The 26,790-nt window shown below is 65.1% G+C and carries 31 protein-coding genes; 26 read left to right on the top strand and 5 right to left on the bottom strand.

Annotation, left to right across the window (positions count from 1 at the left end; all coding sequences use genetic code 11):
* The first annotated feature begins 75 nt into the window (after positions 1–75).
* The 8 genes from FHR20_RS21205 to FHR20_RS21170 all read left to right on the top strand — a co-directional run bounded on the left by FHR20_RS21205 (position 76) and on the right by FHR20_RS21170 (position 4,379).
* Complete coding sequence (locus FHR20_RS21205) at positions 76–564, top strand: hypothetical protein (protein ID WP_037448206.1); 489 nt, start codon at positions 76–78, stop codon at positions 562–564.
* On the top strand, positions 554–1,252 hold the full coding sequence (locus tag FHR20_RS21200) for a hypothetical protein (RefSeq protein WP_037448204.1): 699 nt from the start codon (positions 554–556) through the stop codon (positions 1,250–1,252). The genes FHR20_RS21205 and FHR20_RS21200 overlap by 11 nt, the downstream gene beginning before the upstream one ends.
* A 65-nt stretch (positions 1,253–1,317) precedes the next feature.
* On the top strand, positions 1,318–1,635 hold the full coding sequence (locus FHR20_RS21195) for a DUF7673 family protein (RefSeq protein ID WP_037448201.1): 318 nt from the start codon (positions 1,318–1,320) through the stop codon (positions 1,633–1,635).
* Between the two features lie 162 nt (positions 1,636–1,797).
* Positions 1,798–2,316: a DUF736 domain-containing protein gene (locus FHR20_RS21190; protein ID WP_037448199.1), complete on the top strand. Its 519-nt coding sequence runs from the start codon at positions 1,798–1,800 to the stop codon at positions 2,314–2,316.
* Positions 2,317–2,473: 157 nt separating this feature from the next.
* Positions 2,474–2,977 (top strand): N-acetyltransferase, encoded by a 504-nt coding sequence (locus FHR20_RS21185; RefSeq protein ID WP_037448195.1) that lies wholly within the window; start codon positions 2,474–2,476, stop codon positions 2,975–2,977.
* 59 nt (positions 2,978–3,036) lie between these two features.
* Positions 3,037–3,297, top strand: a complete 261-nt coding sequence (locus tag FHR20_RS21180; protein WP_037448192.1) for a type II toxin-antitoxin system Phd/YefM family antitoxin — start codon at positions 3,037–3,039, stop codon at positions 3,295–3,297.
* Between the two features lie 3 nt (positions 3,298–3,300).
* Positions 3,301–3,738, top strand: coding sequence for a hypothetical protein (locus tag FHR20_RS21175; protein ID WP_037448189.1), 438 nt, complete (start codon positions 3,301–3,303; stop codon positions 3,736–3,738).
* A gap of 320 nt (positions 3,739–4,058) precedes the next feature.
* Positions 4,059–4,379, top strand: coding sequence for a single-stranded DNA-binding protein (locus FHR20_RS21170; protein ID WP_037448186.1), 321 nt, complete (start codon positions 4,059–4,061; stop codon positions 4,377–4,379).
* 44 nt (positions 4,380–4,423) lie between these two features.
* Here the strand turns inward: FHR20_RS21170 and FHR20_RS21165 are convergent, their stop codons facing one another.
* Together FHR20_RS21165 and FHR20_RS21160 are read right to left on the bottom strand one after the other, a co-directional pair.
* The gene (locus tag FHR20_RS21165; protein WP_233447709.1) at positions 4,424–4,627 is read right to left on the bottom strand and encodes a hypothetical protein; all 204 of its coding nucleotides are present in this window, start codon (positions 4,625–4,627) and stop codon (positions 4,424–4,426) included.
* Positions 4,628–4,714: 87 nt separating this feature from the next.
* On the bottom strand, positions 4,715–5,362 hold the full coding sequence (locus FHR20_RS21160) for an AbiU2 domain-containing protein (protein WP_234703100.1): 648 nt from the start codon (positions 5,360–5,362) through the stop codon (positions 4,715–4,717).
* 479 nt (positions 5,363–5,841) lie between these two features.
* Here FHR20_RS21160 and FHR20_RS21155 point away from each other — a divergent pair, with 479 nt between their 5' ends.
* The gene (locus FHR20_RS21155; protein ID WP_037448183.1) at positions 5,842–6,819 is read left to right on the top strand and encodes a DUF2493 domain-containing protein; all 978 of its coding nucleotides are present in this window, start codon (positions 5,842–5,844) and stop codon (positions 6,817–6,819) included.
* A 189-nt stretch (positions 6,820–7,008) separates the two neighbouring features.
* Entirely contained in the window at positions 7,009–7,587 is a 579-nt protein-coding gene (locus FHR20_RS21150) for a hypothetical protein (RefSeq protein WP_037448180.1), read from the top strand.
* Between the two features lie 65 nt (positions 7,588–7,652).
* Here FHR20_RS21150 and FHR20_RS21145 read toward each other — a convergent pair whose 3' ends face one another.
* A complete protein-coding gene (locus tag FHR20_RS21145) occupies positions 7,653–7,823 on the bottom strand; it encodes a hypothetical protein (RefSeq protein ID WP_164521873.1) in 171 nt (56 codons plus the stop codon).
* A gap of 421 nt (positions 7,824–8,244) precedes the next feature.
* Between FHR20_RS21145 and FHR20_RS21140 the strand changes: the two genes are divergently transcribed.
* A complete protein-coding gene (locus FHR20_RS21140; RefSeq protein WP_037448177.1) occupies positions 8,245–8,490 on the top strand; it encodes a hypothetical protein in 246 nt (81 codons plus the stop codon).
* 333 nt (positions 8,491–8,823) lie between these two features.
* The gene (locus tag FHR20_RS21135) at positions 8,824–9,048 is read left to right on the top strand and encodes a hypothetical protein (RefSeq protein ID WP_037448174.1); all 225 of its coding nucleotides are present in this window, start codon (positions 8,824–8,826) and stop codon (positions 9,046–9,048) included.
* 121 nt (positions 9,049–9,169) lie between these two features.
* Here the strand turns inward: FHR20_RS21135 and FHR20_RS21130 are convergent, their stop codons facing one another.
* On the bottom strand, positions 9,170–9,388 hold the full coding sequence (locus FHR20_RS21130) for a hypothetical protein (RefSeq protein ID WP_037448170.1): 219 nt from the start codon (positions 9,386–9,388) through the stop codon (positions 9,170–9,172).
* A 626-nt stretch (positions 9,389–10,014) separates the two neighbouring features.
* Between FHR20_RS21130 and FHR20_RS21125 the strand changes: the two genes are divergently transcribed.
* The 9 genes from FHR20_RS21125 to FHR20_RS21085 are packed head-to-tail and all read left to right on the top strand — an operon-like array spanning position 10,015 to position 17,965.
* On the top strand, positions 10,015–10,305 hold the full coding sequence (locus tag FHR20_RS21125; RefSeq protein WP_010339736.1) for a hypothetical protein: 291 nt from the start codon (positions 10,015–10,017) through the stop codon (positions 10,303–10,305).
* Complete coding sequence (locus FHR20_RS21120) at positions 10,295–12,598, top strand: type IV secretion system DNA-binding domain-containing protein (RefSeq protein WP_046408780.1); 2,304 nt, start codon at positions 10,295–10,297, stop codon at positions 12,596–12,598. Before FHR20_RS21125 ends, FHR20_RS21120 begins: the two co-directional genes overlap by 11 nt.
* 3 nt (positions 12,599–12,601) lie before the next feature.
* Positions 12,602–15,652 (top strand): MobF family relaxase, encoded by a 3,051-nt coding sequence (mobF, locus tag FHR20_RS21115; RefSeq protein ID WP_126002489.1) that lies wholly within the window; start codon positions 12,602–12,604, stop codon positions 15,650–15,652.
* 39 nt (positions 15,653–15,691) lie between these two features.
* The gene (locus FHR20_RS21110; RefSeq protein ID WP_046408815.1) at positions 15,692–15,892 is read left to right on the top strand and encodes a hypothetical protein; all 201 of its coding nucleotides are present in this window, start codon (positions 15,692–15,694) and stop codon (positions 15,890–15,892) included.
* Positions 15,893–15,951: 59 nt separating this feature from the next.
* Positions 15,952–16,485 carry a DUF2726 domain-containing protein gene (locus tag FHR20_RS21105; protein WP_126002490.1) on the top strand — a complete coding sequence of 178 codons (534 nt, stop codon included), beginning with the start codon at positions 15,952–15,954 and terminating at the stop codon, positions 16,483–16,485.
* Positions 16,478–16,798: a hypothetical protein gene (locus FHR20_RS21100; protein WP_126002491.1), complete on the top strand. Its 321-nt coding sequence runs from the start codon at positions 16,478–16,480 to the stop codon at positions 16,796–16,798. The genes FHR20_RS21105 and FHR20_RS21100 overlap by 8 nt, the downstream gene beginning before the upstream one ends.
* On the top strand, positions 16,798–17,301 hold the full coding sequence (locus FHR20_RS21095; RefSeq protein WP_046408775.1) for a hypothetical protein: 504 nt from the start codon (positions 16,798–16,800) through the stop codon (positions 17,299–17,301). Before FHR20_RS21100 ends, FHR20_RS21095 begins: the two co-directional genes overlap by 1 nt.
* Positions 17,298–17,513: a DUF5818 domain-containing protein gene (locus FHR20_RS21090; RefSeq protein ID WP_126002492.1), complete on the top strand. Its 216-nt coding sequence runs from the start codon at positions 17,298–17,300 to the stop codon at positions 17,511–17,513. The genes FHR20_RS21095 and FHR20_RS21090 overlap by 4 nt, the downstream gene beginning before the upstream one ends.
* Positions 17,507–17,965, top strand: coding sequence for a hypothetical protein (locus FHR20_RS21085; protein WP_126002493.1), 459 nt, complete (start codon positions 17,507–17,509; stop codon positions 17,963–17,965). The genes FHR20_RS21090 and FHR20_RS21085 overlap by 7 nt, the downstream gene beginning before the upstream one ends.
* 47 nt (positions 17,966–18,012) lie before the next feature.
* On the opposite strand, the gene FHR20_RS21080 is transcribed toward FHR20_RS21085, so the two are convergent.
* Entirely contained in the window at positions 18,013–18,435 is a 423-nt protein-coding gene (locus FHR20_RS21080; RefSeq protein WP_052742500.1) for a hypothetical protein, read from the bottom strand.
* Between the two features lie 168 nt (positions 18,436–18,603).
* Here FHR20_RS21080 and FHR20_RS21075 point away from each other — a divergent pair, with 168 nt between their 5' ends.
* From FHR20_RS21075 to FHR20_RS21055, 5 genes are all read left to right on the top strand, one after another.
* A complete protein-coding gene (locus FHR20_RS21075) occupies positions 18,604–20,214 on the top strand; it encodes a hypothetical protein (RefSeq protein WP_046408812.1) in 1,611 nt (536 codons plus the stop codon).
* A 133-nt stretch (positions 20,215–20,347) separates the two neighbouring features.
* On the top strand, positions 20,348–20,809 hold the full coding sequence (locus tag FHR20_RS21070; RefSeq protein ID WP_205499273.1) for a hypothetical protein: 462 nt from the start codon (positions 20,348–20,350) through the stop codon (positions 20,807–20,809).
* Between the two features lie 126 nt (positions 20,810–20,935).
* Positions 20,936–21,694 carry an ImuA family protein gene (locus FHR20_RS22945; protein WP_241213583.1) on the top strand — a complete coding sequence of 253 codons (759 nt, stop codon included), beginning with the start codon at positions 20,936–20,938 and terminating at the stop codon, positions 21,692–21,694.
* A gap of 100 nt (positions 21,695–21,794) precedes the next feature.
* The gene (locus tag FHR20_RS21060; RefSeq protein WP_205499277.1) at positions 21,795–23,393 is read left to right on the top strand and encodes a Y-family DNA polymerase; all 1,599 of its coding nucleotides are present in this window, start codon (positions 21,795–21,797) and stop codon (positions 23,391–23,393) included.
* Positions 23,390–26,653, top strand: coding sequence for an error-prone DNA polymerase (locus FHR20_RS21055; RefSeq protein ID WP_167301459.1), 3,264 nt, complete (start codon positions 23,390–23,392; stop codon positions 26,651–26,653). The genes FHR20_RS21060 and FHR20_RS21055 overlap by 4 nt, the downstream gene beginning before the upstream one ends.
* The last annotated feature ends 137 nt before the right edge of the window (positions 26,654–26,790 follow it).

The following is a 26,790-nucleotide window of genomic DNA, read 5'->3' as shown; positions in this document are numbered from 1 at the left end:
GTCCCGGGCGGGGCGGCCGAGCGCGTGCCGGTCAATTCATGCGCGCCGAGGCGCGCACAACCGAAGGAGGTCCATATGGCCGATCGCGTATCCGCCTCGATCATCGTCGGAGGCACGCTCAACGCCGCCGAGTTCGACGAGCTGGTCGACATCATCGCAAGCGAGCGACTCGCCATCGAATGGGACGGCGAGCCTTTCGAAGCGCATCATCATGTCGCGGGTGAGCCGCGCAGCCTCTTCGCCCATGAGGTGGCCGGCGGCAGCTTCGACGATCTCGAAAGCTGGTGCCTTTCCCATCGATTGCCCTTCGTTCGATGGTGCGGCGGCTATTCCGGCCAGTGGGGACCTGAACGCGTCGTTTCGACCGGCGACGAGCGCATCACGTCCTACGCGGTCACCGAGGATGACGAGGTCGTCATCAGCCGAAGCAAGATCGAGATGCTCGGCTCGTTCGAGGCCGTCCTCGCGCATTTCGATACTGCCGAATTCACCGTGCCGCCGCTCGTCGTCCGCGGTGTCGATGCCGACAACCCCGCCAGCCACGGAGGCCGTCATGTCCAATAGCTATACCAAGGCCGCGTTCGGCATTGCGGTCACCAGCGCTGAGGCCGATCTTCTTCACCGCGTCGTCGGCGCGATCGAGATGATCGACGATGCCGAGATAGGCCTCGACGTGCTCGAGGCCCACTATCGCGACCTGGGCGCGGACTTCGCCGCGCTCTTCCCGCGCACGCCGGAGAGCCCGTTCGACGGGCTGCTCGACCTCTTCCGGGACGAAAATTATCCGAGCCTAGATTTCGACATCGACTTCGCCGGGCCCGATGCGGACGGCGTGGTCGTGGTCTTCTTATCGGGCGAGCAGTTCGGCGTGGAGACCGCGGCCAAGCTCATCCAGCGCTGCGCCCCGTCGGCATTGCCGTTCGGTTTCGAGTGGGCGTCGGATTGCGACAGACTGCGCGCCGGCGAGTTTGGCGGCGGCTATGTCGCGATAACCGCCGACACGATCGAATATGGCCACACCTCGCTGATGCTCGATCGTGCCATCGCCCGGGCGAGCGACGAAGGCGCGGACGGTTTTGTCCTTGCCACGCGCAACGGCGAACCCGGCCTCAGCTTCTGGAACAATGAGGACGGCTTCGGCAGCCTTGCGCGGGCGACCGTGTTCAGCGAGACCGAGGCCGCGAAGTTCGACCTTCCGATCGCGGACGATCAGCCCGAATGGCTGGCGATGCCAGCGCCGCTGCGTCTCTGAGGGGCAGCGGGAAGTCCTTTGCGCAGCGCACGCATCCCGATAGCTTGTCATCCGGGAGCCCGCCGATGACTTCGATCCAGACCGACTATGATTCCGCGCGCGCGGCGCTGACGCGCCTGATCCCAATCGCGATGAGCGACACCGGCCAGGCGCGCCGCGTCGCGAACTTCCTGATGGCTTGGTGGAATGGCCCCGATCTCGGCCATTTCGAGATTGCCGATCTCTTCGGCCTCGATATCGCCATCGCCAACGACATCACCAGCGTTATCGGCTTCCTCGGGCAGAACGACCGCGGCGCCGTCTACATCGATAGCTTGGGCTTTGCCGAGGAGATGCAGGACATCATCGCCCTTTGGCGTCCTTCGCTCGCGCGAAAGTCCTGACTCCCGTTCCACTCGGTCAGTGACACGATCCCGACGGCGCCGAAGTGGCGCTTGTCGGAGCGGCGCTGACGCGCCTTACTCGGCCGAACGGCCGAGGAGAGGAGGGGGTCAGAGAAGGTGTTCGGACAAGGGGTTCGAGCGAACTTTCTCAGGAGACCACCCATGAACATCGGCACCATCACCCAGAACGCCAGCGGCACCTACACCGGCAAGATCTCGACGCTGACCGTCGCGATCGTGATCGCGCTGCGCACCGTCCACTCCGCCAATCCCCGCGCGCCCAAGTTCGAGATCCTCGCGCTCTCGGCTGCCCGCCAGTGGGTTCAGGTCGGCGCGCTGTTCGAACTCTCGTCCAACTCGACCGGCGAGACCTTCCTCAACGGCAAGATCGAGGATCCGAGCCTCGACAAGCCGCTCTACATCTCGGCCTTCCGCCAGGAGGACGGCTCCTACAACATCGTCTGGTCGCGTCCGACGCGCCGCCGCGATGCGCCCACCGACACGGTCGCGGCCGACGACGGCCTGCCGCCGCTGCCGGGCGCGGGCGAGCCGGCGGCGCCGGCAGGCACGGACGGGCTCGGCGAATCCTCGGCCGATGGCGCGTTCGGCGGAGAGCCCGCCTCCGGTGGCGAGCCCGCTTCCGGCGGCCGTCGCCGCCGCCAGCCCGAGATGGCCGACTGACCTCACGCCGTGCGCCTCATCGGGCGCACGGATCACCAGGGCTCGCTTCGCTCCCCCCGGCGAAGCGGGCCCTTTTTTCTGTTTCCGGCTATAGGCCGGACACCGATCTTCGGTAGAATCCGGGAAGCCGCGGACACGCGGTCAGCAAGGAGTGCCGATGGCGGCCGATGATCAACCCGTTTCCTGGACCGGCCGCTTCACCGACCTCGGGCGGGACGATCAACGAGCGCTTGCAGCGCTTGTGAAAGACGGCGGGGCGATCCCCGACACGATCGAACGTATCCTGCCGCGGCTCGGCCGAAGCCACCGCGTGGAACTGCTTCGCGAGCCCGGGACCAATCGCATCGTCGGTGCCGGCGTCCTCAAAGACCCGTCCACAAACTATCGTTGCAAGAAGTTCGCCGAGGCCGGCGTGGCAATCGATGGCTATGAGGATGCCCCGGAACTTGGCTACATCGTCGTGGCAAAGGACATGGAAGGGCAGGGCCTCGGGGAGCGCCTCGTTCGCGCCGTGGCCGATCCGCTCACCAAAGCCTGCTTCGCCACGACCGACAATCCCAGGATGCACGGGAAGCTGAGCCGGGCGGGCTTCTCGCGCCAAGGCCAGGACTGGCAAGGCGCCAGAGGGAACCTCTCGCTCTGGACGCGACCTGCCCGATAGTCAGCCGCCGTCCTTGAATTTATCCGGAAACTCCGTATATTCCGGGCAGGAGAATCGCCATGCCCCAGACCGCCAGTTCCGTCGAGGTCTCGAAATCCTTCGGCCGCTTCAGCCGCCAGGCCCTCGAGAGCCCGCTGACCATCACCCATCATGGGCATGAAAGCCTCGTGCTTCTGTCGCATGCCGAATATCAGCGGCTCAAGAGCCGTGATCGTCAGGTCTACACGCTCGACAACATCCCGGACGAGATTGCCGAGGGCGTGCGCGCCGCGCGAGCGCCTGCCGAGGCAGCCGCGTTCGATAACGAGGTCGAGTCCTGACGCGTGAAAATACCTGAACCGGTTCCAGGCCTCGTCATCCGCTACGCCTATCTCTGGAGCCACGAAGCCAAGGCCGGCCACGAAGAGGGCAGCAAGGACCGCCCCTGCGCCATCCTCCTGACCGCAACCACCAAGGCCGGCGCAAGAATGGTCACCGTCCTTCCGGTGACGCACACGCCCCCGGCTGACCCTAAACTCGCGGTGGAGATCCCGGCGGCCACGAAGGCGCGCCTTGGCCTCGACGACGAGCGATCATGGGTGATCCTCACCGAACTCAACCACTTCCAATGGCCCGGCCCCGACCTGCGTCCAGCGCCCGGCGATCCGGCCGGCGACGTCGCATACGGCGTGCTCCCGGCCAGCCTCTACGAGACCATTCGCACGCGTTGGCTTGCCGCCTACGACGCTGGCAAGATCGCCCAGGTTAAGCGGACCTCCTGACCCATTGCGCCGCCAGACGCGTCCAATGAGATGACGCTGCATTTGCCGGTCAATCGCCGATCGGCCCCGCATCGACGTGGTGGGTCCCCGTCATCCTTTGGTGCCAGCGCCTTTCCGTCGCCGGTTCCTGACACCTGCGGCGAGACGGCCGCGTCCCACAACCCCATCCGCTCGCCCGTGTTGCCGCTACGCGGCTGCCCGCGCCAGCTCGCTCCCGGGGTTTCCCTCCGCGCTTCGCGCTCCGGTGTCGGCCGCGCCCGCACGCCGCTCTTCGGTGTCACCGGCGGAAAGGCCGCCGCAGCATCGGAAGGAGCAGTCCCATGAACAACGTCAACATCACCGGCCGGGTCGCCAAGGACCCCGAGACGCGCGGCACCGTCACCACCCTCATCGTCGCGACCGATCGCGTGAAGCTCAGGGACGGCAAGACCTATGTCGACGAGGCCACCGGCTACACCGCCAAGGAAACCGAGTTTCACAAGATCACCTGCTTCAACGGTCTCGGCCGTGCCGCCGCGATCCGGGAGAAGGGCAACGTGGTCGCGATCACCGGCCGCCTGCATTATTCGAGCTGGGAGGACCGCGACGGCGTGACGCGCTACGGCTGCGAGATCATCGCCGACAAGATCGACTTCTTCTGAAGCGCAACGGAGCGGCGCTCACGCGCCGCTCTGTCCGCCTGTGTTCAGGCCGGAAGCCGCATCGCCGGCGCCGGGATCGTCGGCGTCAGCAGGTCGGCCACGCTCTGCGTGAAACCCAGCGCCAGCACCACCTCGTCGCGCGACAGGGTGAAGCTGCGCGCCAAGCCGTCGACCAGCAGATCCTTGAACCGCGCGGCGAGTGCCTCCGCGGCGTCCCGGATCATGGCCTCGTCCATCGCCAATCTCATGACGCTCTCCATGCATCGTGATCCTGCGCCCCGACTCCGTATAGCATTTTTCGTGCCGCCGGCGGACCGACAATCGATCGATCGATGTCAGTCGAGCTGGCCCGGGTAGTTCTGGCGGCGGCCCGCCTCGAGATTGCGCACCATGTTGTCGACACCGATCTCGAAGAACTCGGCGAAATGGAAATTGGCGTGCTCCCTGAGCTTCCACTGGTGCTCCGAGATCACGGCGATCACAGCATTGGCGAGCGCGATAACCGCAGACCCTTCAAGCGGATAATCCTCGTAGATTCGCCCCGGATCGAGGAAATACTTCTTGTCCAGGTGCGCGAAGAACCGGTCCCGGCGGCCCATGATCGCCGCGATCGTCGGCCGATGACTCTCGAGCGCCGCGACCTGCGCGTCGAGCACATCGGCGGGTGGTGTGCCCGCCTTCCAGGCGATGTTTTCCCGGTTCTTCCGACAGAACTCCAGAAACGCAAACACGCTGCCCTCCGCCCGGCGGGGATCCTCGAGCAGCCGCGCGACGGCCAGGTGGAGGTCGGTCTCGGCCGACAGCATCAATGGATAGAGGATCGGCTCGATCGTCCAGAGGCGATCGCCATGGATTTCATGCTGCCGGAGCAGCTGCGCATAGACGCCGAGCTTGGCGGCCAGGCCGGGTGGCTCGGTCCCGTGCAGCAGCGTCGCATAGCGCGACAATCGCTCCTCATAGTTCGCCTGGATCAGGGCCTTCACGCGCACTCCGCAGGTTCGTCAAAGACGCTGCTTGCCAGATTTGCCCGCCGCCTGCGACCTGCCGTCGTCGCGCTGTCATCAACCGCCAATGGTTCGACGCATCCCACCCTGCGGGCGGGACCGGCGCTCTACTCGCTGTCGCTCCCGGAGCCCCGTCTCCGCCGGGTCTCCGCCCTTACGGGTGACGATCACCCTGCGGGGAGCGTGAGGAGAGGTGGTGACCAAAAAATCTCTCTCTCTGAATTCCTAGTTGTGACGTGCGGGGATCCGAGCCCGTCAAGGATGAGCGGTTCCCCCAATTTTCACGCACCCTGCGCTGCGCTCCGGGCCCGAGAAAATCGGCTCCCCCGCTCCCCGCTTCGCGGCGTTAACCGGGATCCGACTGGCGCCGGCTTCCCGGTTAACGTCCCTGACCGGCACGACCGCCGCACGTCGAATGAGAAGCCTCATCGAATGGATGAGATTCCAAGGAGGCTATCATGCAGACCAGTTTCACCAACTTCGCCGACCTCGCCAGCCACATTGCCGCCGCGCGCGAAAACGAGGACCTGACCCAGACCTACGAAGGCGCTTTCATCGAGCATAGCGAGATGGCCAAGCTCAGCATCGTCGAGGCGCCGGAAGCGCTGGACATGCCCGACCCCGAGCAAGTCCGGGCCGCCGTCGAGATGATGATGCAGACGATGTTCGATGTGCTGCGCGACACGCGCATGGAGGCCTTCGCGACCGATCTCGCCTGGGGTTTCGCGAACAGCTTCCACGTCGTGGCGAAGCGGATCGAGGGCCGGGAGGACGACGCGGCCAAGAAGCTCGGCGACCTCGCCCGCGCCTACGACCCCTCCGAGATCTACGCGACCGAACTGGAGGACACGCAGCTCCTGTGTCAGACGCTGCAAGGTTGCCGGGAAGCGATGGAATGCATGCGCGACCACGCCGCCGAAGTATATCGCGTCGAAACCGGCAAGCCCTTCTCGCCGGTCCGGGGAAGCAGGGTGTCGAGCGCGCTCAACGCATCGATGATCGACGCCCGCGACTATCTCGCCTCACGCGCCCGCGAGCGCCGCGAACAGTTCGCGCCCGAAGGACCTGTGGTGGCCTTCTCGGGCGGTCAGGTCTGGGAAGACGGCGACCTGCTCTGGAAGGGTCTCGACAGCATCAAGGCGCGCATCCCGGAGATGATCCTCGCGACGACCGCGCAGGCCAAGGGGTGCGATGCCGTGGCGCACGCATGGGCCGCCTCGCGCGGCGTAAAGGTAATCCAGTTCCGCCTCGATCGCAGCCAGGGCAACCGCGCCGCCTTCGTCCGCAACGACCGCATCCTCAACCTCAAGCCGGTCGAAGCGGTCATCTGCGAAGGCTCGGGCATCCAGCAGAATCTCGCCCAGAAGCTGCGGCAGGCGGGTGTTCCGCTGCACATCGTCCGCCTCACCCAGCAGCGGGGCCAACGCGCCGCCTGAGGCGCTTGTCCGAGAGGCTCCGGCGTAAGCCGGGGCCTCTCTTCCTTTCTTGCGTCGACAAGCGGCGCTCAGGGGCATCGAGCCCCTTCGCGCCGCGAGACTGAGCGCCTGCGCGCTCGCTCCGGCATCCCGCCGCTGGCGGAAAAGGAGAGGGGGAGGATCGGCTGCGGTTCAACAAGGGAGGACGAGATGTCCATCACGTTCCGTATCGCGACGGCGGCCGATGACCAGCCGGGTCCGCGAGCCACCATCAACGCCCGGCAACTCGCCGCCTTCCGGACTTTCCTTCGCGAGGAAAGCGCCCGCTGCAGAGCCGTTCTGCTCGACCCCGACGCGCCCGAGGACGAGTATCTTTCCTATCACTTCGAAGCACGCGTCTGCCCACTCGCGCTGGCCGCGATCGCGAGGATTTTCGACTTCGACGCGAACGTCATCAGCGTCGTCGAAGAGGCCCAGTTCCGATGCCGCCGGGTCAGCGTATGGCGGGACGAGGGGGCAGCAACGATCGCCATGCGGGTCGCTCTCACCTCCGATCGGGGCCTCGAACTCGATCTCGCCTCGGGCAACGCCGCTGTCCTGCTTGAGAGCCTCGGACTGGCGCCGGACAGCATCGGCGAAATACCCATAGATGCCGTCCGCGTGCGGCTTGCCAACCCGGCCGTCCGGCGCCGTGCGGAGGAGGAGGGGATCACCCCGTATCTTGATCGGCTCGACCAGCTCATCGGCCTGGCCGACGCCGACGACACTTCGCGGCTGGAATGGGCATAGCCTCCGCCCGTTCCCGCCGCCGAAGGAGGGCGCGTCACCTCGCATGGCGCGCCCTTTTTTGCCGCTCAGGCTTGCGCCGAATTGCCGGGCGCGGGCTTCAGGAGGGCATCGATCGCGCGTTGCAGATGAAGCGACGCCTCGTCCTCGCCGATCGCGCCGAGATACTCGCGCGCCTGACGCATCAGCGCCAAGGCGAGCGCCCGTGTCACGCCCGGATCCTTCTCGTTGAGGTCCATATCGCATTCCGGAGCGCGACCATCATCGGAGCAACTTGGGCGCTCTCGCCAAGCAACTCCCGCGCTGGGGCGCGGGAGCCGGGGCTGGTAACACGTCGAGACATGCGCCTACGCTTTTAGTGCCGAGGCACCTGGACATATGCGCAGGCACCCCGGCGTGAAACCACACCGAGTTGCCTTTCTCGACGGGATTACCAGTCCCGGCGCCACGGCCTTCGCAGCGCAGCGCGGGAACTAACACAGACCATCCGCGACACCAAGGCACAGCGGCCATGCCCTACTGCCACTGCGACGGGCACCCCTGATCAGCCCTTGGGCGGGGTCGCGCGCCCGGCTCCTCTTCTCTCCCTCCGCCAAAACGGCGGCGTCTCGAACGAAAGGGCGCTCGAGCGCTCAATCCCCTCGCACCTGGAGCGCAACCATGACCGTATCCGCAACCCACGCTGCCGTCGCCGCCATCGCATCGATCGACCGCGAAACGGCACGGCTGCGGCGCCTCCTCAACCACCGAGAAACCTTTCTCTCCGGAATCGATCGCGCCGCCCTCACGACCGCCGAAAACGCCCGGATCGCGGAGCGGGAAGCGGCCCTGTCGCTGGAGCTTCGGCTCCGCGAGATTGAAGGGGACGCGCTCCTCTGGAGGCTGTTCCATGACGGCATGGAATAGCGAAGGCTGCCAGACGCAGGCTCGCTCGCGTGACGCGCGGACCCGCCGGTCCGCACGCCGCTACGCCTCGGCCTGGTCCTCCGACCGAGAGGAAACATCTCTCACAGTCTTCCCATTCTGTCGGCCGGGCGAGGCCGCCTCAAGGACGGCGGGGCCCCACCATTTTCTCCGGCGGATCGAGCGCAGCGCTCCCCCCTCGACACCGGTGGCCGCCGAAGAAAATCGTGACCCCCACCGCCGCTGCGCGGTCGCCGGCAAGCCGGCGATCCTTGACCCGACCTCACCCGCCCGACGCGCCTTCCCCTGTCATTCAAGACAGACAGGAGCATAGCCATGCAGACGATCACCAACACCGCCGCCGCCCACAACAACGCCTACTTCGCAGCGGTCGCCAACGCGGAACGCCGGGCGCTTCACAGCTTCTTCGATCAACATGTCATCGAGGACGAAGAGCAGGGGTATCTCGCCATCGACGAGGGCGATTACGGGAACCTGACGCCGGCGATGATCGACCGGATCGTCTACACCGCGCCGGGCGGGGTCCTCGACGAATTCTGAGACCGACAAAAAGGGGAGGCGCGCGCGTCGCCTCTCCCCTTTTTTTGCTGGAAGGAATACGGGCATAGGGGGCATCGAACCCCCTATGCCCGTGCCGCGGCGCTGCCGCGGCAGGCTGGGTTCAGGCCCTCAGCCGCTTTTCAACCTCGTCGATTCCGAGCGATTTTACCCGCTCGACGATCGCGGTCAGCCGCCTGATTTCAAGCTTCAGCAGGCCCGCTTTTTCCACCGCCGTTATGGCCTGCTCGCGCTCTCGCTCTTCGAGCTTTCGGCGCCGTTCCTCCAATCGCTGTGCATCCGCTTCGAACGCTGCGCGCTCCTGTTCCAGTGTCTTTGCCATAGGTGCCTCTGTTCAAGGCTGATCGGGCTATGAACAGTCCGACCATAGCGGGAGAGCCTCCGCCCCGGAAGGAGAAGAATGGTGCGGGGGCGCATCGGGCTTCACGCCCGATGACGGCTCTATTCGCTAGGGCTGCCGCACCCCGTTGGGGCCCGGCAACCCAACCTCACGGAGCCAAGGCAAGCGCCTTGTCTCCGCCCATTCGGGTGACGATCCTCGCCTGACCAAGGCGCCCGCTGGTGGCCCCTGACTTCGCGCGGGTCGATTCTCGCCGTTCCGCCTGCCGGCGGACCTCTGCCCAGCCGGACCCGGCTACGGGCCATTTCCAACGACCTCCGGACAGGTCCGGGACCATATAGCGGTCTCTTGGGATATGCGCACACCCTACGCACCTGAAGGTGCAGGATTCCCGTGTTCCCTCAATAGCTTAGGGCGACCGGAGAGCGTGCCACGGCGTGGGACGTTCGCGAGGGAGTCTGTTTATCCCAAGCTTTCAGTGACTTAGCCGTGCCACGTGGTGCCACGCGCTCTGTGTTCCCCATTTCTCTTTGCCGCCCACCGCGCGATCGGTTATATCTCCACACGCTTTCTCAGGTCCCCACCAGCCTCTCTGCTAGGAGGCTGGTTTGTCCTCGACGACACGGCACTGCACGGTCCGGCTCGACCGCCAGCAGTATGATCGCATTCTGGCCCTCGCGACGGACCAGGAATGCAAGCCCTCCGAGATCATCCGGGCGGCAGTCGATGCCTATCTCGGCACGGCGAGCGTCATCACGTCCAGCCACCGCCGATTGGCGCGGATCAGCGAGTTCATGCAGCTCGCGCTCGACGTCATCATCAGCGAGCAATATCCCGAATTCCGCGAGCGGATCATCGCCAATGCGGACAAGCGCCTGGAGCAATACCATGGCGCGTAAGGACATCCGCACCGATGGCCGCGCCATACCCCTGACCCATCATTCGGCGCGGGGCAAAGTCCATCGCAACGCCGGCAATTTCACGCGCGGAAGCCAGCTTCTCACCCACGAGATGCTGATGTGGTTCTCGGGCGCGAAGCTGCCCTTCATCCTGTGGTTCTTCGCCTTCCTCGCGGCCTGGTTCATCATCTTATCGCTCAAGCTCGACGAGCACGGCTTCCAGCTCGTCTGCATGAAGCTCTACGCGATGCTTTGGGACTGGGTCGGACTGGACCCTGCCAAGCGGGTCAACGTCACCCTCCCCAACGGCGAAATCCACCGCACGATCATGGCGGTCGTGCAGTATATGCCCGAGGTCCAGAGGGCCTGGAGTGTGGCCGTGCGGGGCCTGCTCGGCGCCATCCTCGTCTCCGTCTTTCTCACGATCCCGCTGACCATCTGGTTCGTCGATATTTCGCGGCGTCGGGGCCGGTCGATCCTGCAGGAGCGACACGAGCGGGGCGCCATGCTAGTCGAGCGCGAACTGCTTCTCGCGGAGGTGTCCCAACACAACCAGGCGGCGTTCGAAAAGGAAGCCCGGGAGTGCCTGCCCGACCTCTCGCCGCGGCAGGTGCTGCAACTGCCCTTTGCGGCGCGCAAGGCCGCCGGGATCCACCATCCCTACATACTCGCCGGCATCCCGTTCCCGCACCGGATGGAACAGTCGCACACGATGCTGGTCGGCACCACCGGGTCGGGCAAGACGACCGAGCTGCGCAGCCTCGTCAAGCAGATGCGCGAGCGTCAGGACAGCGCCGTCATCTTTGATCTCACCGGTGCCTATGTCGAGGCATTCTATGACCCCGAGCGCGATACGATCCTCAATCCGATGGACCGGCGCTGCCCGGCATGGTCGATCTTTTCGGACTGCTGCACCCACAGTGAGTTTACCGCCGCCGCTGCGGCCCTGATCCCGTCGGACGGCGGCTCCTCAGAACCGTTCTGGGCGCTCGCGGCGCGAACTCTCTTCATCGAAATGTGCGTCCGCCTGCAGGAGCGTGGTGAGACCACCAATCTCGCGCTGTCGGAACATCTGATGACGGCCGATCTAAAGCGCGTTCACCGCTACCTTCAGAACACCATCGCCGACCCTCTGACGGCCCCGGAAGCCGCCCGCATGGCGGAGTCGATCCGCGCCGTCTTCAACACGAACGCGCAGGTCCTCCGCTTCCTGCCAGACGAGGGTCCGCGCTTCTCGATCCGCGAATGGATCACGGGTGAGAAGAAGCCAGGCTCCATCCTTTTCATCACCTCAAATTACGTCGACATGCCGATGAACCGGGCGCTGCTGACGCTCTGGATGGACCTCGCCATCAACCGGCTCATGACCATGCCGCGCACGCGGTCGCTGCGCACCTGGTTCATGTTCGACGAGCTCGGCGCACTTCACCGGCTGCCAGCCATCGAGAATGGCCTTCAGACGGCCCGCGCCTTCGGCGGCGCAATGATCCTCGGCATCCACAGCTTCGAAAAGCTGGTCGAGGTCTATGGCGAGCAGGGCGCCCGCAATCTCGCCTCGCTTGCCCGCTCCAAGCTCATCCTCGCGACCGCCGATCTCGACACCGCCGAGCAGTGCGCCCGCTATATCGGCAACCGCGAAGTCCGCCAGATGGATGAGGCCTACAGCTACGGCTACAACAACACGCGCGACGCCTCGACGCTGACTCCGCGCAAGCAGGTCGAACCGCTCGTGATCGCCGACGACATCACGAACCTGCCCTCGATGCATGGCTTCGTGAAGTTCCCCGACGGCTTCCCGGCCGCTCGGATCAAGCTCGTCTGGAAGGACTATCCCCAGGTCGCGGACGGCTTCCTGCCCCGCCCCGACATGAAGCCGGTGCGATCGAAGCGCGGAGAGGAAGTGTTCGACGGAGAAGGGGGTGGTGAAGCCGGTGGGCGTGATGGTGCCGGCCAGGTGATCCAGGAGGTGGTAGAGCCGGTCAACGTGGCGAAGGAAATGGCCGCGCGCATCCTGTCTGCCGAGGTCGATGCGGAGAAGGAATCGACCAGCAAGGCGGTTCACGAAAACAACGCCGACCGCGACGGACAGGCACCCCGTCAACATGCGGCCGACATCGCACAGACTGCGCGCGCGGCAGCAGAGCAGGAGGCAGCGCAGGCCCGAGAACGTGATGATCGAAAGGACGGTCGCAGCCATCACAGCGCGCCGCGGGTCGAGGATCAGACGATCGTCGAGCTACGCCAGGATTTCTCCGCCGGCCGCGAGCCTGACGGCATGGACATGGGGATCTAGCCAGTGCTCTCGGTCGCCTCCGTCCGTTCCGCCTCCGGCGCCGCCGGCTACTTCGCCAAGGACGACTATTACACCGTCGACGACAGCTCGGAGGTCAGTGCCTGGGGCGGCGAGGGCGCCTCCGACCTGGGCTTGTCCGGCGAGGTGGCGAAGGATGCCTTCGAAGGCATCCTGAACGGTATTCTGCCGAGCGGGGAGGGCGTGGCACAGGTCGAGAACCGGCGATCGGGCGTCGACCTCACCTTCTCGGCTCCGAAGTCGGTGTCGCTGCTCGCCTATGTCACCGGCGACAAGCGGATCCTCGGCGAGAACGGCGCCAACATGAAGGCGGTCGCGCGGGCGATGGCCTGGGTCGAGAAGAACCTCGCCGAAGGGCGCAAGGACGTGGAAGGGCGCAAGGTTCCGGTGCAGACCGGCAACCTCGTCTTCGCCTTGTTCCAGCATGACACGAGCCGCGCCCTCGATCCTCAGGCGCACGTCCACGCAGTAATCGCCAACCTGACCAAGATGCCCGACGGCAAATGGCAGGCGCTCCATGCCGACAAGATCTGGAGCAACAACACGGTGATCGGCTCGATCTACCACGCCTTCCTGCGCGAGGAGATGGAGAAGCTGGGCTACAGGCTAGAGCTCAAGGGCAAGCACGGGACGTTCGAGGTAGCCGGTGTCCCCAAGGCGGTGCTGGAGGCGTTCAGCCAGCGCCGCGAAGCCATTCTCGAGAAGGCGGCCGAGCTCGGCATTACCTCTCCCAAAGGGCGCGACAGCGTCACCACCAATACGCGCGATCCCAAGCTGAATGTTGAGGACCGCGACGGCCTCCGACGCGAGTGGATCGAGAAGGCGGCGGCCCTCGGCTTCGATGGCAAGGCCCTGCTCGAGGCGGCGCTTGCAAGATCCGAACAGCGCGAGCCGGGAAGCGCTCTCGAGCGCGGCTATCGCGCCGTCTCCGAGGCGCTTACGAACGCCTGGGAAAAGCTTGGCGACGTCCTCAAGCCGCACGATCCTCTCGTCGATCGGGGCCTGGCTCGGGTGACCCACTCGCCGGCAGAAGCTCGTGCGCAGCTGGCTGTTGCGTCCGCCGTGCGCATGCTTTCCGAGCGTGAAGCCGCCTTCAACGTCAACCAGCTCGGCAAGACCGCTCTGGATCTCGGTCTGAAGGGCGTCACGGTCGACCATGTCGAGCGGCGGATCGCTCAGCTTGTGGAACGCGGCCAGCTGATCGCGGGCGAGGCGCGCGTGGGCGACACCCGGCCCCGCATGGTGACCACGCAGGAGGCCCTCAGGACCGAGGAGCGCATTCTCAAGGCGGTGGAGCAGGGGAAGGGCGCTTCCACTCCGATGATTGCGGCCAGCGAGGCTCCCGAGCGCTTGCAGGCACATGCGGATCGCGAGCTCAACGCCGGGCAGCTCGCCGCCGCCACACTGATTGTCTCTTCGGAGGACCGGACGGTGGTGGTGCAGGGCATAGCCGGCGCCGGCAAGTCGACCATGCTGCAGTCCGTCGCGCGGGTCGCCGAGGCGGAGGGGCGGGCCGTCACGGGCCTCGCCTTCCAGAACAAGATGGTGGCGGACCTCGCAGAGGGCGCCGGAATCAAGTCCCAGACCATCGCCTCCTTCATTCTTGCCAACGAGCGGCACGTCACGAACCGGCAGGGCGACGCCTATGAGCAGGCGCGGGCCGTGTTCGGCGGCCAGATGCTCGTCGTCGACGAGACCTCGATGGTGTCGAGCGACGACATGCTGAAGCTCCATCAAATCTCGGCCGCGCTGGGCGTCGACAAACTCGTTCTCGTTGGCGACCGGCAGCAGCTCTCCTCGATCGATGCCGGAAAGTCGTTCGCGCTCATCCAGGCCGGCGGGGGAACCATGGCGCGCATGGACGAGAACATCCGCCAGCGCACCGATCAGCTGCGCACCGTCGCGGCCCTGGCCAATGTCGGCGAAGCGGGCAAGGCCATGAAGGTGCTTGGCGACAGCGTCATCGAGCACAATAGCCCGGCCTTGCACGCAGCCGAAATGTGGCTCGGACTCTCGAGCGCCGATCGGGAGTCGACGGCGGTGTTCGCGTCGGGCCGCGCCTCGCGCGCGATCATCAATCAACGCATTCAGGACGGGCTTGCGGCCGAGAAGACCGTGCGCGGCGAGGGGATTCACCTCACCGTCTACGAGCGGGTGAATACCACGCGCGAGGAGTTGCGGTACGCATCCACCTACCGGCCCGGACAAACCCTCGAGGTAGGCAGGGGAGGCGGTCAGGACGTCGGCCTCGCCGCCGGCCGCTACGACGTCGACAAGGTCCACCCCAACGGCAAGGTCGATCTTCTCGACGGTCGCCGGCGCATCCGGTTCGACCCACAGAAACTCTCGCCAACCGAGAAGCGCGACCGCCTTCAGCTCAGCGAGAAGAAAGATCTTCATCTGCGCGAAGGCGATCGCATTCGCTGGACCGCCAACGACAAGGGGAGGGGGCTCCACAACGCCGCCCTCGCACGCGTCCTCACCATCGATGCGAGCGGCGTCACCGTCGAAACCGCGAGCAAGGAGCGGCTGACGCTCGACCTGGGCGATCCGATGCTGTCGCGGCTCGACCTCGCTTACTCGCTGAACATGCACATGGCGCAGGGCATCACCACCGACAAGGCGATCACCGTCATGTCGAGCCAGGAGCGCAACCTGTCCAACCAGCGCCTGTTCAACGTCGGCGTCACCCGCGTTCGCGACGAAATGACGATGGTGGTGGACGATAAAGCGAAGCTCGAGCGCCAGCTCGACAACAACCCCGGAAACAAGACCTCGGCGCTCGAAACGGTGGGTCGGCTCGACGTCGACCGGGAACGCGGCACGGGCACCAGCCCGCGCGAAAAATTCGATCCCGGCCCTGTCGATCTGTCGGACTTGCCGCCTTTGCCAGGCGACCCGCCGCTTCCGACTGCCGGGAAGGGCCAGGCTGCGTCTGCACCGGGCGATCCCCTCAAATCACCGCCCGAGCTCAAGCCCGACCGCAGCGACGTGCTGCCGCCGCTGCCGGAACGCAGCCTGGGGCTCGATCTGTGACGACCGACCGGCCGGACCGCCGGATTGAAGGAGACGACGATGAGTGGATGGGATTTCGACGACGTCGGCAAGTTCGGCAGCGACAAGGCAGCCGAGGACTTCGCCAAGCGCAACAATGTGGATCCCCGCGACATCCGAACCCGCGACAAGGGCGATGGCGTTGAACTGGAGATCCGGCGCTCCAGTCTGGACCGGCGTGGGCTCAAGGACAGCGGCGAGGGGCGCCGCGACGGCTGGTAACCGGCAGACCGGCGCGGCCCCGGTTGTTGGCCGCGCCTTCCATTCCGAGGGGTGACGCAATGACACAACTGTTCGGATCGCCAATCGCGACCGTATTTCTTATCGTCTGCGCGGTCATTATACTTGCGCTGGTGAAAAGCGCGGCGGCACCGAGTGGACCGCCCGCGCCGGTGGCCAAGCGCTTTCTTACCGACCGCGAGCTGGCCATGCTCGCGGCGATCGAGCGCGCCCTGCCCGCACACCGCATCCACGCGCAGGTGGCAATGGGGGCTCTCCTGCAGGTTCCACGTCGGCTCGGGCGCAAGGTGTCCCCCGCTGATCGAAACAGCTTCTCGCAGAAGATCATCGACTTCGTAGTGCAGGACCGGGAGACTGGAACGATCGTCGCCTTGATCGAGGTCGACGACTATACCCATAACGCCGCGACCGACGCAAAGCGTGATGCGATGACATCGGGCGCTGGCTACACGACGATCCGCATCGCGGCAAAGACCAAGCCGACGCTGGCGAATGTCCGTGAGGCGCTCGCACCGTTGCTTCATTCGGATCGATCTGCGGGCGCGATCGCGGATCGGGGGGCGAACCATGCTTGAGACCCAGATCATACTGGCGATCTACGCCGCATCGCCGCTGTACCTCAGGGGTGATCTCGCCAGCCCGGCATGGGTGCGCCTACCGAGCATTCTAAAGCTTCCTGCCGGCCTTCGGCGGGACGTCCGCATCGGGACTATCGCCGGCCTCGCCCTCCTCGTCTGGGTGGAACTGGCCAGTCACTCGTCGGCGCTCGGAAGGGCCGAGTGCGCGGCGTGGTTGGCGGTGCTTGTCGAGTGCCCCGCCTTTCTGAAGATCGCGATGCACCGCGACCAAGGCGTCTACTATCAATCCAGCGTCGAAGGGGCTGCGTAGTGGCGATCGACGACCGCGACTATACGCGCGAGCGGTATCGCCAGCGGCAGAAGGTTGATCCCGGCAAGCTCCGCTGGGGCTTCGGCAAGGCAGCGAGGGACGCAAACGCGCCGAAGACGAAGTCAACGCCGCTTGGCAGCGCTTCGTTGAATCGACGGAAAATCTCGCGACGACTTCACGCCGCCATGGTCCAGCGCTGGCAACCGCGGCCACCACTCGGGGGGAGAACGGAACCCGTAATGGAACAGTGCGACCTCTTCGGCGAACCGCCGCCTCAATCCCAAGCGGAAGAAGTGACCAAGGTGCCCCTCTCCCCGCTCGCCGCGCCCTGCGCTTTCAGGAACCGATCGAACAAATCCTGCCAACGCCTCGCTCGCGATCCGATCAGGCTGGACGGGCGCACGCTGCACTATCACGGCCGGCTTCTCCTCCACTGTCCCTTGGTATGCTTCAATGGCGCCTCGGCCGAGGAAACCCGGGTCTATGCCGAGGCAGCAGAATGACGGCCAGCAGCCCTGTCCGGTTAACCGGCGTGGTGGACATGACGCCACGTGGGCTGATGCTGATCGAGGGAGACGGGATGCGCTGGCGGCTCGTTGGGGACGTGATCGCCGGACACCTGATCGGTAAGTCGGTCACCGTCGAGGGAATGATCATCGGGGCGGCCATCACGGCCTATTATCTGGCACCGGCGCCGGAGACTTCGCCATGCTGATCCGGGCGACCGCATTCCCATACCGTCGACCGGGGTGCCCGCATTGCGGCCATCTGATCAATCACTGGCCGCGCGACAGCAATCTCGAGAGCTGCCAGCTCTGCCTGCGCCCGATGATCCTCCTTCGACGGCCTACGGACTGGAACGGGCCGAAGCGGCTGCGCGGGCTGCTCGACATCGGATTTGCACTGTACGGCCTGCTCACGATCGGGCTCGTTGCGGTCTTCATCGTCACCGGGCTGTCACCTCACGGCTTTGCCAAGGCAATCTCGGTTCTGCTCTTCATCATCGGCACCGTATTGGCGACCGACGGCGTGCTCGGGCTCCGCTCCGGAATGGACAGGACGGGCAAGCGGCTTCGCGTGGGGCGATCGGCACGCGTCGTTGCCGGCGGGAAGCTCGCTGCGGGCGCGGCGGCGATCCTGCTTTTGTGCATCGGTCTCACCCTCTGAGTAAGGTGGTGCACGTGAGCTTGCGGCGCTTTGCACCAAAGTGGATGTTATCCGCCCGCGCTCAAAGCGGCGGCATCATCCATGACCGTGTCCGGATCGCCGAAGCGATAGGACGCCAATTCTTCGCAATCGCTCCTGCTGAGAGGACTCTTGCTGTAGGTGCCTCGAGCCCAGCTGCTTGTTGTGGTGTGCCTTTCCCCTAACCGCAGCATCTCGTCGTGCGGTGCGACGTACCAGACACCGCGGTCGGGGAACGCGATCCAGATGTCTCGGCCGATATATTTCTTATCGATGGTCCACCGGCCTTTGAGCTGCACCAGCTTGGTATCGCCAGTCGCCTCGTTCAACAGGATCAGGTCGATGCCATTGTCATAGACCGGCAGATAGGCGTTGTAGCCTTGATTGAGTGCGACGGTGACGAGCGCATTGCGGTTCACCACTTCGACAGCATCGCTGGTTAGCTTCATCATCCCTCCTGATACCGTTCGCCCACATGGTCCCGTGCTTTGTGGCAGCTATAACCAAGCCGATACCGGCGACTTCTGCGACGGCGCCTGCTGCACGGTAGAATATCGCAAAAAGCTGATTCAAGGTCTCTGCAATCAGGGGTAGTCATGCTCCGCTACCCGGGGGTGCCTATGCCGATCGTACAGAGATATTTTGAGTTGCGTGATGTGCTGCCGCTGCAAGGGCGGCCATGGATACCGCTCCGCCACGATGCCGATGTCGTGATCGACCCACCTGAGGCCGGTATCGTCGAGCTGCGGGAATATACGGGCATCGCCACTGCCGCGATCTTCGACACCCATCGATCAGAGGGCGACAAGGTCGTCTGGAGCGACTTGGGGGTCGGCGCACACCGGGGCGGCATGGAACCGTGGGGCTATCGCGCTTCCGACCTGTTCTATGGCAGGTCCACTCAGCCGATCGGTTCCAATCTCGTGATCGACCAGTATCTCGAGGACGAACACCTTCACATCTGGCACCTGCATCCCGACCTGGTCGTGGCCCTCCGCCTTCTACGTGAAGGTGATTGCTGGTTTCGACCGGAGGAGGGCTGGGCCGAGGTCGCGCGATTGAAACGAGATGCTGAGGACCGCCCGATCCTGCTTGAGATTAGGCCGGAGTTCCTTGGTGACTACCTCAGCGCCCGCGGCATGGCCCTGTATTGTTCGAGCTATCACCAGCGGACCGCCACCACCATCGACAAGCCTGTCTACAGCTGGCCAGGCGACGCTTTCGCCGAAGTCAGGGGCAGGGACGAGCGGGAGGGTCGAACCGGACCGGGGCGCTGGCCGACCCCCAGTGATCAGTACCGCACGATGGGCGCCATGTGGCGAACGGAATGGGTCCAGCCAAGCGGGCTGAGTACACGCATCCGGGGCGACAAGGATCCCCATACCACGAGCTTCATACTGGAGAGTGACGGCACCCGCAGGTCGGGCGATGGTCTGGCTGGGGTGTCGACATGGTTATATTTCGATCCCACCGTCGTCTCCACCTTGATGCGCCATCGCGGCGCGAGCCTGCATTGGTACAGCGCGGAAACCGGAGGCCTGGGCGCCAGCACCGGTGTCCACTTCGGGGTCAACCGGCTCGGCCTGATCACGGTCTTCGCAAAAGACATCGGAGCACTCGATCCTTGGGAGCAGCGGCTGTGGAGCGCTCATAACGTAACGCCCGACGGCGGCGTGGCAGAGGAGTTGTTCGCCGCTCAGATGGATGTGACACCGGCCAGTACGATCGCACCAGAATCGCAGCTGGCCGCGGCGCTTGCGGAGATCGACGCGGCTTTCAGCGGCAAATATGGCGTCCCGCTCCTCCGCGACGACCAGGCCGTGCCTCGGCTGTTGCGCCGCGCGCACCGCTTCCAGGCGGCTGAAGCAGACGGTTTGCTGGAGCTAGCCAAGGAGGTCACTCGCCTTTTCATGGAGCGGGTCGACGTCGATGCCGTCCTTGCGCCTCTCAACCTGCCCAAACCCAAGGATGGTCGGAAGCCGGGTTCGAATAAGGCGCTGGAGAAACTCCTCGGCAGTCTAATCCCTGGGAACGACGCGAGCACGATGATGGCGCCGCTCTTCGGGATCTACGATCTTCGGCTCGCCGACGCACATCTTGGTTCGAGCAACATCGCCAGCGGCAAGGAGCGGGCAGGGGTCGATGATACCGCGCCAGCAGCGATGCAAGGCCGTCAGCTGCTGGATACCTTCGTGGCTACGCTTCGCCAGATATCGGCGGCGATCGCCTAATCGGGAAGCATATCGACGATGGTCACTTCAGCAATTTTCGATCGCTCGACCCGGAAACGGCCGATCTTGCCACGAGCTGATCGATAACGCTGACCGGCAACGCTCAGCCTTCATGTCATTTATGAGCCTTTGGATGGGCTTCAACGGCTGGATGGAATCGGTGACCGGCGCGGACCATGACGCGGCCATGATCACCGCGATTGCCGAAAACCGGCGAGCTACCGATGCCTATGAAGAGCTGATGCAGGATGACGATTTTCAACGACGCGTGATGGCCTTCTCGCAATTATGGCCGGTGCTCAACGTCCGGGACGTGCGGCAGAAGCTCGGTCGTGATGCCTTCTGGGCGCAGGACCGCGACGAGCTTTTCGACCGCCGTCGACGCGTGGGCGTCCGGATGCAACCAGTGGGCTGGACAGACGGAGATGTCCCAACCTGGCCGCAGCTCTTACGGACCATATATTGCGTTCGCTGCAACCTGTTTCACGGTGCGAAATCGCCCCAGCACGGTCGCGATCGTGACTTGGTGCGGCGATCCGGTCGTATCCTGCGGATGTTCATCGAGCGTGGTCGCTGTTTCGAGTGGACGGACTAGGGCTGCCGCCGAGCCGATGCGCGGTCTGAAAAGGTCGTCCTCGGACGGGAGCTCGACACGATCGAACTCTTGACCCAAAGACAAGGATGGCAGAACATAAGGGGAACGCTCCGAGTCTTTGTTTTTATGCCTGCCGTCGATTCCCGCCTTGCGAACATAGCCCAGCTTCGCTCCATCGCGACACCCATCGCCGAGTACCGGACGATGCCCTTCGGGGTGCCCGAGCTTGACCAGCGGCTTGCCAGCGGGGGCTTGAGAGCGGGAGCGCTCCATGAGGCGACCGCGCATTCATGCTCGCTCGTTGACGATGCGGCGGTGACCCTGTTTTTGTGCGGTATAGCCGCTCGGGAAGCTGCAATCAGCGCAGGACCGGTCCTTTGGGCAAGCTGTCGCAGCGATCTGTACGCCCCGGCGTTGTCTCAGGCGGGGTTGTCCTCAGCTGCCGTCATTCACGCCCAGCCGCGCGATGATGCTGAGTTGCTCGCGGTGGTCGAAGATGCGATCCGAGACGGTACGCCTGCTGCCATCGTTGCCGAGGCTGAGAAGGTCTCGATGGTCGCCTCCCGCCGCCTTCAGCTTGCTGCAGCTGATGCCGACCTCCCGGTCCTGCTCCTGCGACGGCGGCGGCGCCGTGATCACGATCCGTTTGGCGAGCCATCGGCTGCCTGGACTCGCTGGCGGATCGCGAGCGCCCCTTCGGAGAGGCTCGGCGTCGCCGGTGTAGGACGGCCACGCTGGACGGTCGAACTCGCGCGCCAACGAGGTGGCGAGGCTTTTTCCCTGATCGTGGAGGGCAGCGATGAGACGGGTCGTCTCCGCGTTCCTGCCGCACTTGGCCATCGAACGGCTGAGACGGCAGGAACGGTCCGCCACGCGGCCGCCTAGTCGGCCGAGCCTCCAGCCACCCGTCGACGACGATCCCGGCGCTTGCTCCGTCCCGCGCGGGGGCGGCTGGCGGCCGGGCGCCCGGTGGGCCCGCAGCGGAATGCTCACGCGCGCGGACGTTGAGGCACAGATCGCGACCTTGCCACGGCATGCGCAGCCGCCTGCCCGCGAGCTGGGCCGTCGTTCGGAGGCCGCTCAGCATCCATTCAAAGCGCCGCCAGCGGCGAAACCGCAACAGACCGCACCTGTCGCGGAGGCGGTCGCTACCCCGCTGGCTCTCTTCGGGAAGGTTGGGCGACGAGAAGAGATCGTCGCGGCGTGCGCTGGCGCGCAAGCGCTCGGAATCCATGTCGGCATGGCCGCCACGCACGCGCGTGCGCTTGTGTCGGACCTGGACCTTCGTCCTGCCGAGCCGGAGGCCGATGCGGCGCTGCTCGATCGGCTCGCGCTTTTTGCAATTAGGCGATGGTCGCCGATCGCAGCGGTGTCGCCCCCCGATGGCCTGTGGATCGACCTCACCGGGTGCGAGCATCTCCATGGCGGCGAGTACCAGTTCTGTCAGAGACTGCTCGTCTTTTGCCGACGGGCGGGATTTACCGCTCGCGTGGCCGTCGCCGATACCCCCGGTGCGGCTCACGCAATCGCCCGGTTTGGCGCCGACGATCTCGCCTGCGTGACGCCGGGTACCACCACGGTCGCGCTCTCCTCGCTGCCGATCGCAGCACTCAGGCTCGACCCAACGGCGCTCAGTGCAGCGCGGCGCTTCGGCTTCGAGAGAGTAGCTGATCTCCTGCCGGTGGCGCGCGGTCCCCTGGCGCGGCGACTAGGCTTGCCGGCCATCACCCGGCTCGATCAGGCGCTTGGCTCGACTGCGGAGCCGATCACTCCGCGCGACGATCCATCCATCCCTGTGGTGGAGCGCCGCCTTCTGGAGCCGATCGGCACCGCCGAAGCGATCGAGCAGGTCATGGGCGATCTCCTGCGGGATCTCGGGGAGCTGCTGCAGGGGCGGGGGCTTGGCGTCCGCTCGCTCCGCCTTGCCGGCCTGCGGGTCGATGGCAGCGAACAGATCGTGGGCATCGGCACTTCGCGGCCGACACGCGAGGTGCCGCATCTTCTTCGACTGCTGAAGCTGCGCATCGAGCGCATCGACCCAGGCCTGGGTATCGAGCAGTTCTGGCTGGCAGCGCCCCACACGGAGCCTCTCGACGCGATTGATCTAGGGGCGGTGCTCGCAGGAGACACGCTCGTCCGCGACCCAGCTCGCTTGGTGGATGTGGTCGCTGGCCGTATCGGCAGCGGCTCGGTTTTTCGGATCGCTCCCGTTGAAAGTCATGTTCCGGAACGCGCGGTAGCACGCACGAACCCTGTCCATATTCCAGGCGACTGGCCCAAATGGCAGCGTCCGGTTCGACTGTTCGCTCGACCAGAGCCGCTATGGGGCGTCGTAGCACTCCTCCCCGATCAGCCGCCCCGCCGCTTCGAATGGCGCGGCACAGCTCACCGGGTCGTCGCCGGCGACGGACCCGAACGTGTCCATGGCGAATGGTGGCGGCGCGATGCGGAGGTCTGGGCCGTCAGGGACTATTATCGGGTCGAGGACGAAGATGGCGGCCGGTACTGGCTGTTCCGGCGCGGCGATGGGATGGACGACAACACTGGCGACCTTAGCTGGTGGATCCACGGCGTTTTCGCATGAGCGCCTATGTCGAGCTTCAGGTGCTGACGCACTTTTCCTTGCTGCGCGGCGCATCGAGCCCGCAGGAGCTATTTTCAGCCGCAGCCCTGCTCGGCTACCCCGCCCTCGGGATAGGTGACATCGGCACCGTAGGAGGCGTCGTGCGCGCCTGGGAGGCGCAGAAAGCGACCGGGGTGCGATCGATAGCGGGCACACGCGTCGATCTCTCCTGCGGTCGTCGCCTCATCCTCTATCCGACCGATAGACCAGCGTGGTCGCGCGTCACCAGGCTTTTGACCGTCGGGAAGAAGCGAGCGGGAAAGGGCGGGTGCCTCCTTCATTGGCATGACCTGCAGCCGTGGTCAGAGGGCGTCATCGCGATCCTCCTGCCGCAAGAGGCTGACGCTGAGAATCTGAGCAGCCTTGCCGACTTGAAAGCCATTTACGGTCGCCGGGCCTATATGGCGCTGTTTCAGCGTCGCCGTCCCGACGACGCGGTACGGATTGACGCGCTTGCCCGTCAGGCGGGCGGTGCCGGCGTCCGTGCCGTCGTGACCGGCGACGTCCTCTATCATGCGCCTGAGGCTCGCCTCCTGCAGGATGTGCTGACTGCGGTCCGCGAGAAGTGCACTGTCGACGAGCTCGGCTACCGGCGGGAGGTGAATGCCGACCGAGCGCTCAAATCACCCGACGAAATGGCCCGGCGTTTTCGCGCCTACCCCGATGCGCTGCAGGCCAGCGTCGACATTGCCCGCGCTTGCACCTTCAGTCTGGATGAACTCGCTTACCAATACCCGCACGAGCGGGTGGTCGAGGGTCTTACGGCGCAAGAAGCCCTTGAGCAGATGGCGAATGACGCGGTTGACCGGCTGTTCGATGGCGATGTGCCGCAATCTTACCGCAGCCAGATCGACCACGAACTGCGGCTGATCCGTGAACTAGGTTACGCTCCCTACTTTCTAACCGTCCACGCGATCGTGCGTGAAGCGCGCCGTCGCGGCATTCTCTGCCAGGGACGCGGGTCTGCGGCGAACAGCTGCGTGTGCTTCGTGCTGGGCATCACGTCGATCGACCCGATCAAGCACGAGTTGCTCTTCGAGCGCTTCGTATCGGGCGAGCGCCGCGAGCCGCCGGACATTGACGTCGATTTCGAGCATGAGCGCCGTGAAGAAATTATCCAGTGGATCTACGAAACCTACGGCCGTGACCGTTCCGCGCTGACAGCCGTCGTTACCCGCTATCGCGCGCGCGGAGCGGTGCGCGATGTCGGCAAGGCGATGGGCCTGCCCGAAGATCTGACCGCCTCGCTTGCAGGCCTGGTCTGGGGCTGGTCGGCCGAAGGGGTCGGCGAAAAGCAGGTTGAAGAACTCAATTTGGATCTCGGAGATCGCCGGCTGCGCCTGACGCTCAATCTCGCGCGCAAGCTGATTGGTACGCCGCGCCATATGTCCCAGCATCCCGGCGGCTTCGTCCTCACGCATGACCGTCTCGACGACCTGGTACCGATCGAACCGGCCGCGATGGACGACCGGCAGATTATTGAATGGGACAAGGATGACATCGACGCCCTGAAATTCATGAAGGTCGACGTCCTCGGCTTGGGGATGCTTGGCTGCATGAACCGCGCCTTCAACCTTCTCGAGGAAGCGAAAGGTTGCCAGATCGGCCTTGCGGACCTGCAGGATGATGACCCTGCGGTGTTCGCTATGATCCAGAAGGCCGATACGCTTGGGACCTTTCAGATCGAAAGCCGCGCGCAGATGTCAATGCTGCCGCGGATGAAGCCGCAGCGCTTCTACGATCTCGTCATACAGGTCGCGATCGTCCGGCCAGGGCCGATTCAGGGGGACATGGTGCATCCCTACCTTCGGCGGCGCGAGGGTTTGGAGAAGCCGGAATATCCCCGGCCCGAGCTGCGTGCGGTGCTGGAAAAAACGCTGGGGGTTCCGCTCTTTCAGGAACAGGCGATGAAGGTCGCTATCGTCGGCGCAGGCTTCACGGCCGCCGAGGCGGACGCTTTGCGGCGGGCTATGGCGACCTTCAAATTTACCGGCGGGGTCTCGCATTTCTCGGAGAAGCTGATCGAGGGGATGGTGGCGCGCGATTATCCGCGCGAATTTGCCGAGCGCACCTTCCGCCAGCTCGAAGGCTTCGGCTCCTACGGCTTTCCGGAGAGCCACGCCGCCTCCTTCGCGAAGATCGCCTATGCCTCGGCCTGGATGAAGCATCATCACCCTGACGTCTTTTGCGCCAGCCTGATGAACGCCCAGCCGATGGGCTTCTATGCGCCCGCGCAGATCGTTCGCGACGCACGCGATCACGGTGTGGAGGTCCGTCCGCCCTGCATCAACGCGAGCCGGTGGGACTGTACGCTGGAGCCCACGAACGGCCGCTATCTCGCGGTGCGGCTTGGACTGCGCCAGGTCCGCGGTCTTTCGAACGCAGACGGTGCGGCAATAGTCGGCGCGCGCTCGACCGCTCTGTTCGATTCTGTCGAGGACGTGTGGCGCCGATCACGGGTCCAGCGGGCGGCTATCGAGAAGCTGGCAGACGCCGACGCCTACCACGCGTTCGGCGCCGATCGTCGCCAAGGGCTCTGGAAGGTGAAGGGCCTCGGCGAGGCACCTTTGCCGCTATTTGCGGCCGCTGACCGCGAAGCGCAGACCGTGAGCGCCGAGGGCCTCGAGCCGGCCGTCACCCTGCGGCCGCTAACGGATGGTCGCGAGGTGATCGAAGATTACCGCTCGCTCCAATTGTCACTGCGCGCCCATCCTCTCACATTCGTCCGCGACGAACTGGCGCGGCGAGGCGTGACCCGTTGCGCGGATCTCGCGAGCATCCGAGACGGTCGCCATGTCGAGGTCGCCGGCATCATCCTTGTTCGACAAAAACCTGGTTCGGCAAAGGGCGTCCTCTTCATCACGATTGAAGATGAGACAGGCATCGCGAATGGCATACTCTGGCCGGACCGGTTCGAGGCGCAGCGCCGAACCGTCATGTCGGCATCGATGATCGGCATGAAGGGCAGGGTCCAGAAAGAAGGCGAGGTAATCCACGTCATCTGCGATCGGATCATCGATCACGGGGATCTGCTTCACCGAGTGGGCGAGCTGTCATTCCCGCACCGGACCGGTCGAGCCGATGGAGCTCGCCATGCCGGCGCCCCCGACCGCGGAGACAAGGGTTGGAAGCCCGAGCCACGCAACTGCTATTGGCCGCCTCACGCTGACGGCATGGATCCAAAGGAGGTCGTGCGGTTCAAGTCACACGATTTCCGCTGAGCTATGAGTGCCCTTCCGCGCCACCAGCGCGTCGTCATCGCCCTTTCCGTCCATATCCTTCGCTCCGCGACCGCACGATCCTCCGACACTCGCGTCGACGTCGTCGAGGTACGTTTGGCCTTGCGCTGCCTGCTTCA

The sequence above is a fragment of the Sphingomonas leidyi genome (assembly GCF_011761945.1).
Classification (GTDB): Bacteria; Pseudomonadota; Alphaproteobacteria; order Sphingomonadales; family Sphingomonadaceae; genus Sphingomonas; species Sphingomonas leidyi.
This window is presented reverse-complemented; position numbering and strand designations above follow the sequence as displayed.

Coding starts and splice junctions, on each gene's coding strand:
- FHR20_RS21130 (WP_037448170.1), bottom strand. CDS start 9,388: ATGGCAAAGACACTGGAACAGGAGCGCGCAGCGTTCGAAGCGGATGCA.
- FHR20_RS21145 (WP_164521873.1), bottom strand. CDS start 7,823: ATGGACCTCAACGAGAAGGATCCGGGCGTGACACGGGCGCTCGCCTTG.
- FHR20_RS21135 (WP_037448174.1), top strand. CDS start 8,824: ATGCAGACGATCACCAACACCGCCGCCGCCCACAACAACGCCTACTTC.
- FHR20_RS21150 (WP_037448180.1), top strand. CDS start 7,009: ATGTCCATCACGTTCCGTATCGCGACGGCGGCCGATGACCAGCCGGGT.
- FHR20_RS21100 (WP_126002491.1), top strand. CDS start 16,478: ATGCTTGAGACCCAGATCATACTGGCGATCTACGCCGCATCGCCGCTG.
- FHR20_RS21105 (WP_126002490.1), top strand. CDS start 15,952: ATGACACAACTGTTCGGATCGCCAATCGCGACCGTATTTCTTATCGTC.
- FHR20_RS22945 (WP_241213583.1), top strand. CDS start 20,936: ATGCCTGCCGTCGATTCCCGCCTTGCGAACATAGCCCAGCTTCGCTCC.
- FHR20_RS21055 (WP_167301459.1), top strand. CDS start 23,390: ATGAGCGCCTATGTCGAGCTTCAGGTGCTGACGCACTTTTCCTTGCTG.
- FHR20_RS21180 (WP_037448192.1), top strand. CDS start 3,037: ATGCCCCAGACCGCCAGTTCCGTCGAGGTCTCGAAATCCTTCGGCCGC.
- FHR20_RS21190 (WP_037448199.1), top strand. CDS start 1,798: ATGAACATCGGCACCATCACCCAGAACGCCAGCGGCACCTACACCGGC.
- FHR20_RS21170 (WP_037448186.1), top strand. CDS start 4,059: ATGAACAACGTCAACATCACCGGCCGGGTCGCCAAGGACCCCGAGACG.
- FHR20_RS21185 (WP_037448195.1), top strand. CDS start 2,474: ATGGCGGCCGATGATCAACCCGTTTCCTGGACCGGCCGCTTCACCGAC.
- FHR20_RS21090 (WP_126002492.1), top strand. CDS start 17,298: ATGACGGCCAGCAGCCCTGTCCGGTTAACCGGCGTGGTGGACATGACG.
- FHR20_RS21075 (WP_046408812.1), top strand. CDS start 18,604: ATGCCGATCGTACAGAGATATTTTGAGTTGCGTGATGTGCTGCCGCTG.
- FHR20_RS21165 (WP_233447709.1), bottom strand. CDS start 4,627: ATGAGATTGGCGATGGACGAGGCCATGATCCGGGACGCCGCGGAGGCA.
- FHR20_RS21085 (WP_126002493.1), top strand. CDS start 17,507: ATGCTGATCCGGGCGACCGCATTCCCATACCGTCGACCGGGGTGCCCG.
- FHR20_RS21195 (WP_037448201.1), top strand. CDS start 1,318: ATGACTTCGATCCAGACCGACTATGATTCCGCGCGCGCGGCGCTGACG.
- FHR20_RS21060 (WP_205499277.1), top strand. CDS start 21,795: ATGCTCACGCGCGCGGACGTTGAGGCACAGATCGCGACCTTGCCACGG.
- FHR20_RS21200 (WP_037448204.1), top strand. CDS start 554: ATGTCCAATAGCTATACCAAGGCCGCGTTCGGCATTGCGGTCACCAGC.
- FHR20_RS21110 (WP_046408815.1), top strand. CDS start 15,692: ATGAGTGGATGGGATTTCGACGACGTCGGCAAGTTCGGCAGCGACAAG.
- FHR20_RS21140 (WP_037448177.1), top strand. CDS start 8,245: ATGACCGTATCCGCAACCCACGCTGCCGTCGCCGCCATCGCATCGATC.
- FHR20_RS21120 (WP_046408780.1), top strand. CDS start 10,295: ATGGCGCGTAAGGACATCCGCACCGATGGCCGCGCCATACCCCTGACC.
- FHR20_RS21080 (WP_052742500.1), bottom strand. CDS start 18,435: ATGATGAAGCTAACCAGCGATGCTGTCGAAGTGGTGAACCGCAATGCG.
- FHR20_RS21155 (WP_037448183.1), top strand. CDS start 5,842: ATGCAGACCAGTTTCACCAACTTCGCCGACCTCGCCAGCCACATTGCC.
- FHR20_RS21205 (WP_037448206.1), top strand. CDS start 76: ATGGCCGATCGCGTATCCGCCTCGATCATCGTCGGAGGCACGCTCAAC.
- FHR20_RS21070 (WP_205499273.1), top strand. CDS start 20,348: ATGGGCTTCAACGGCTGGATGGAATCGGTGACCGGCGCGGACCATGAC.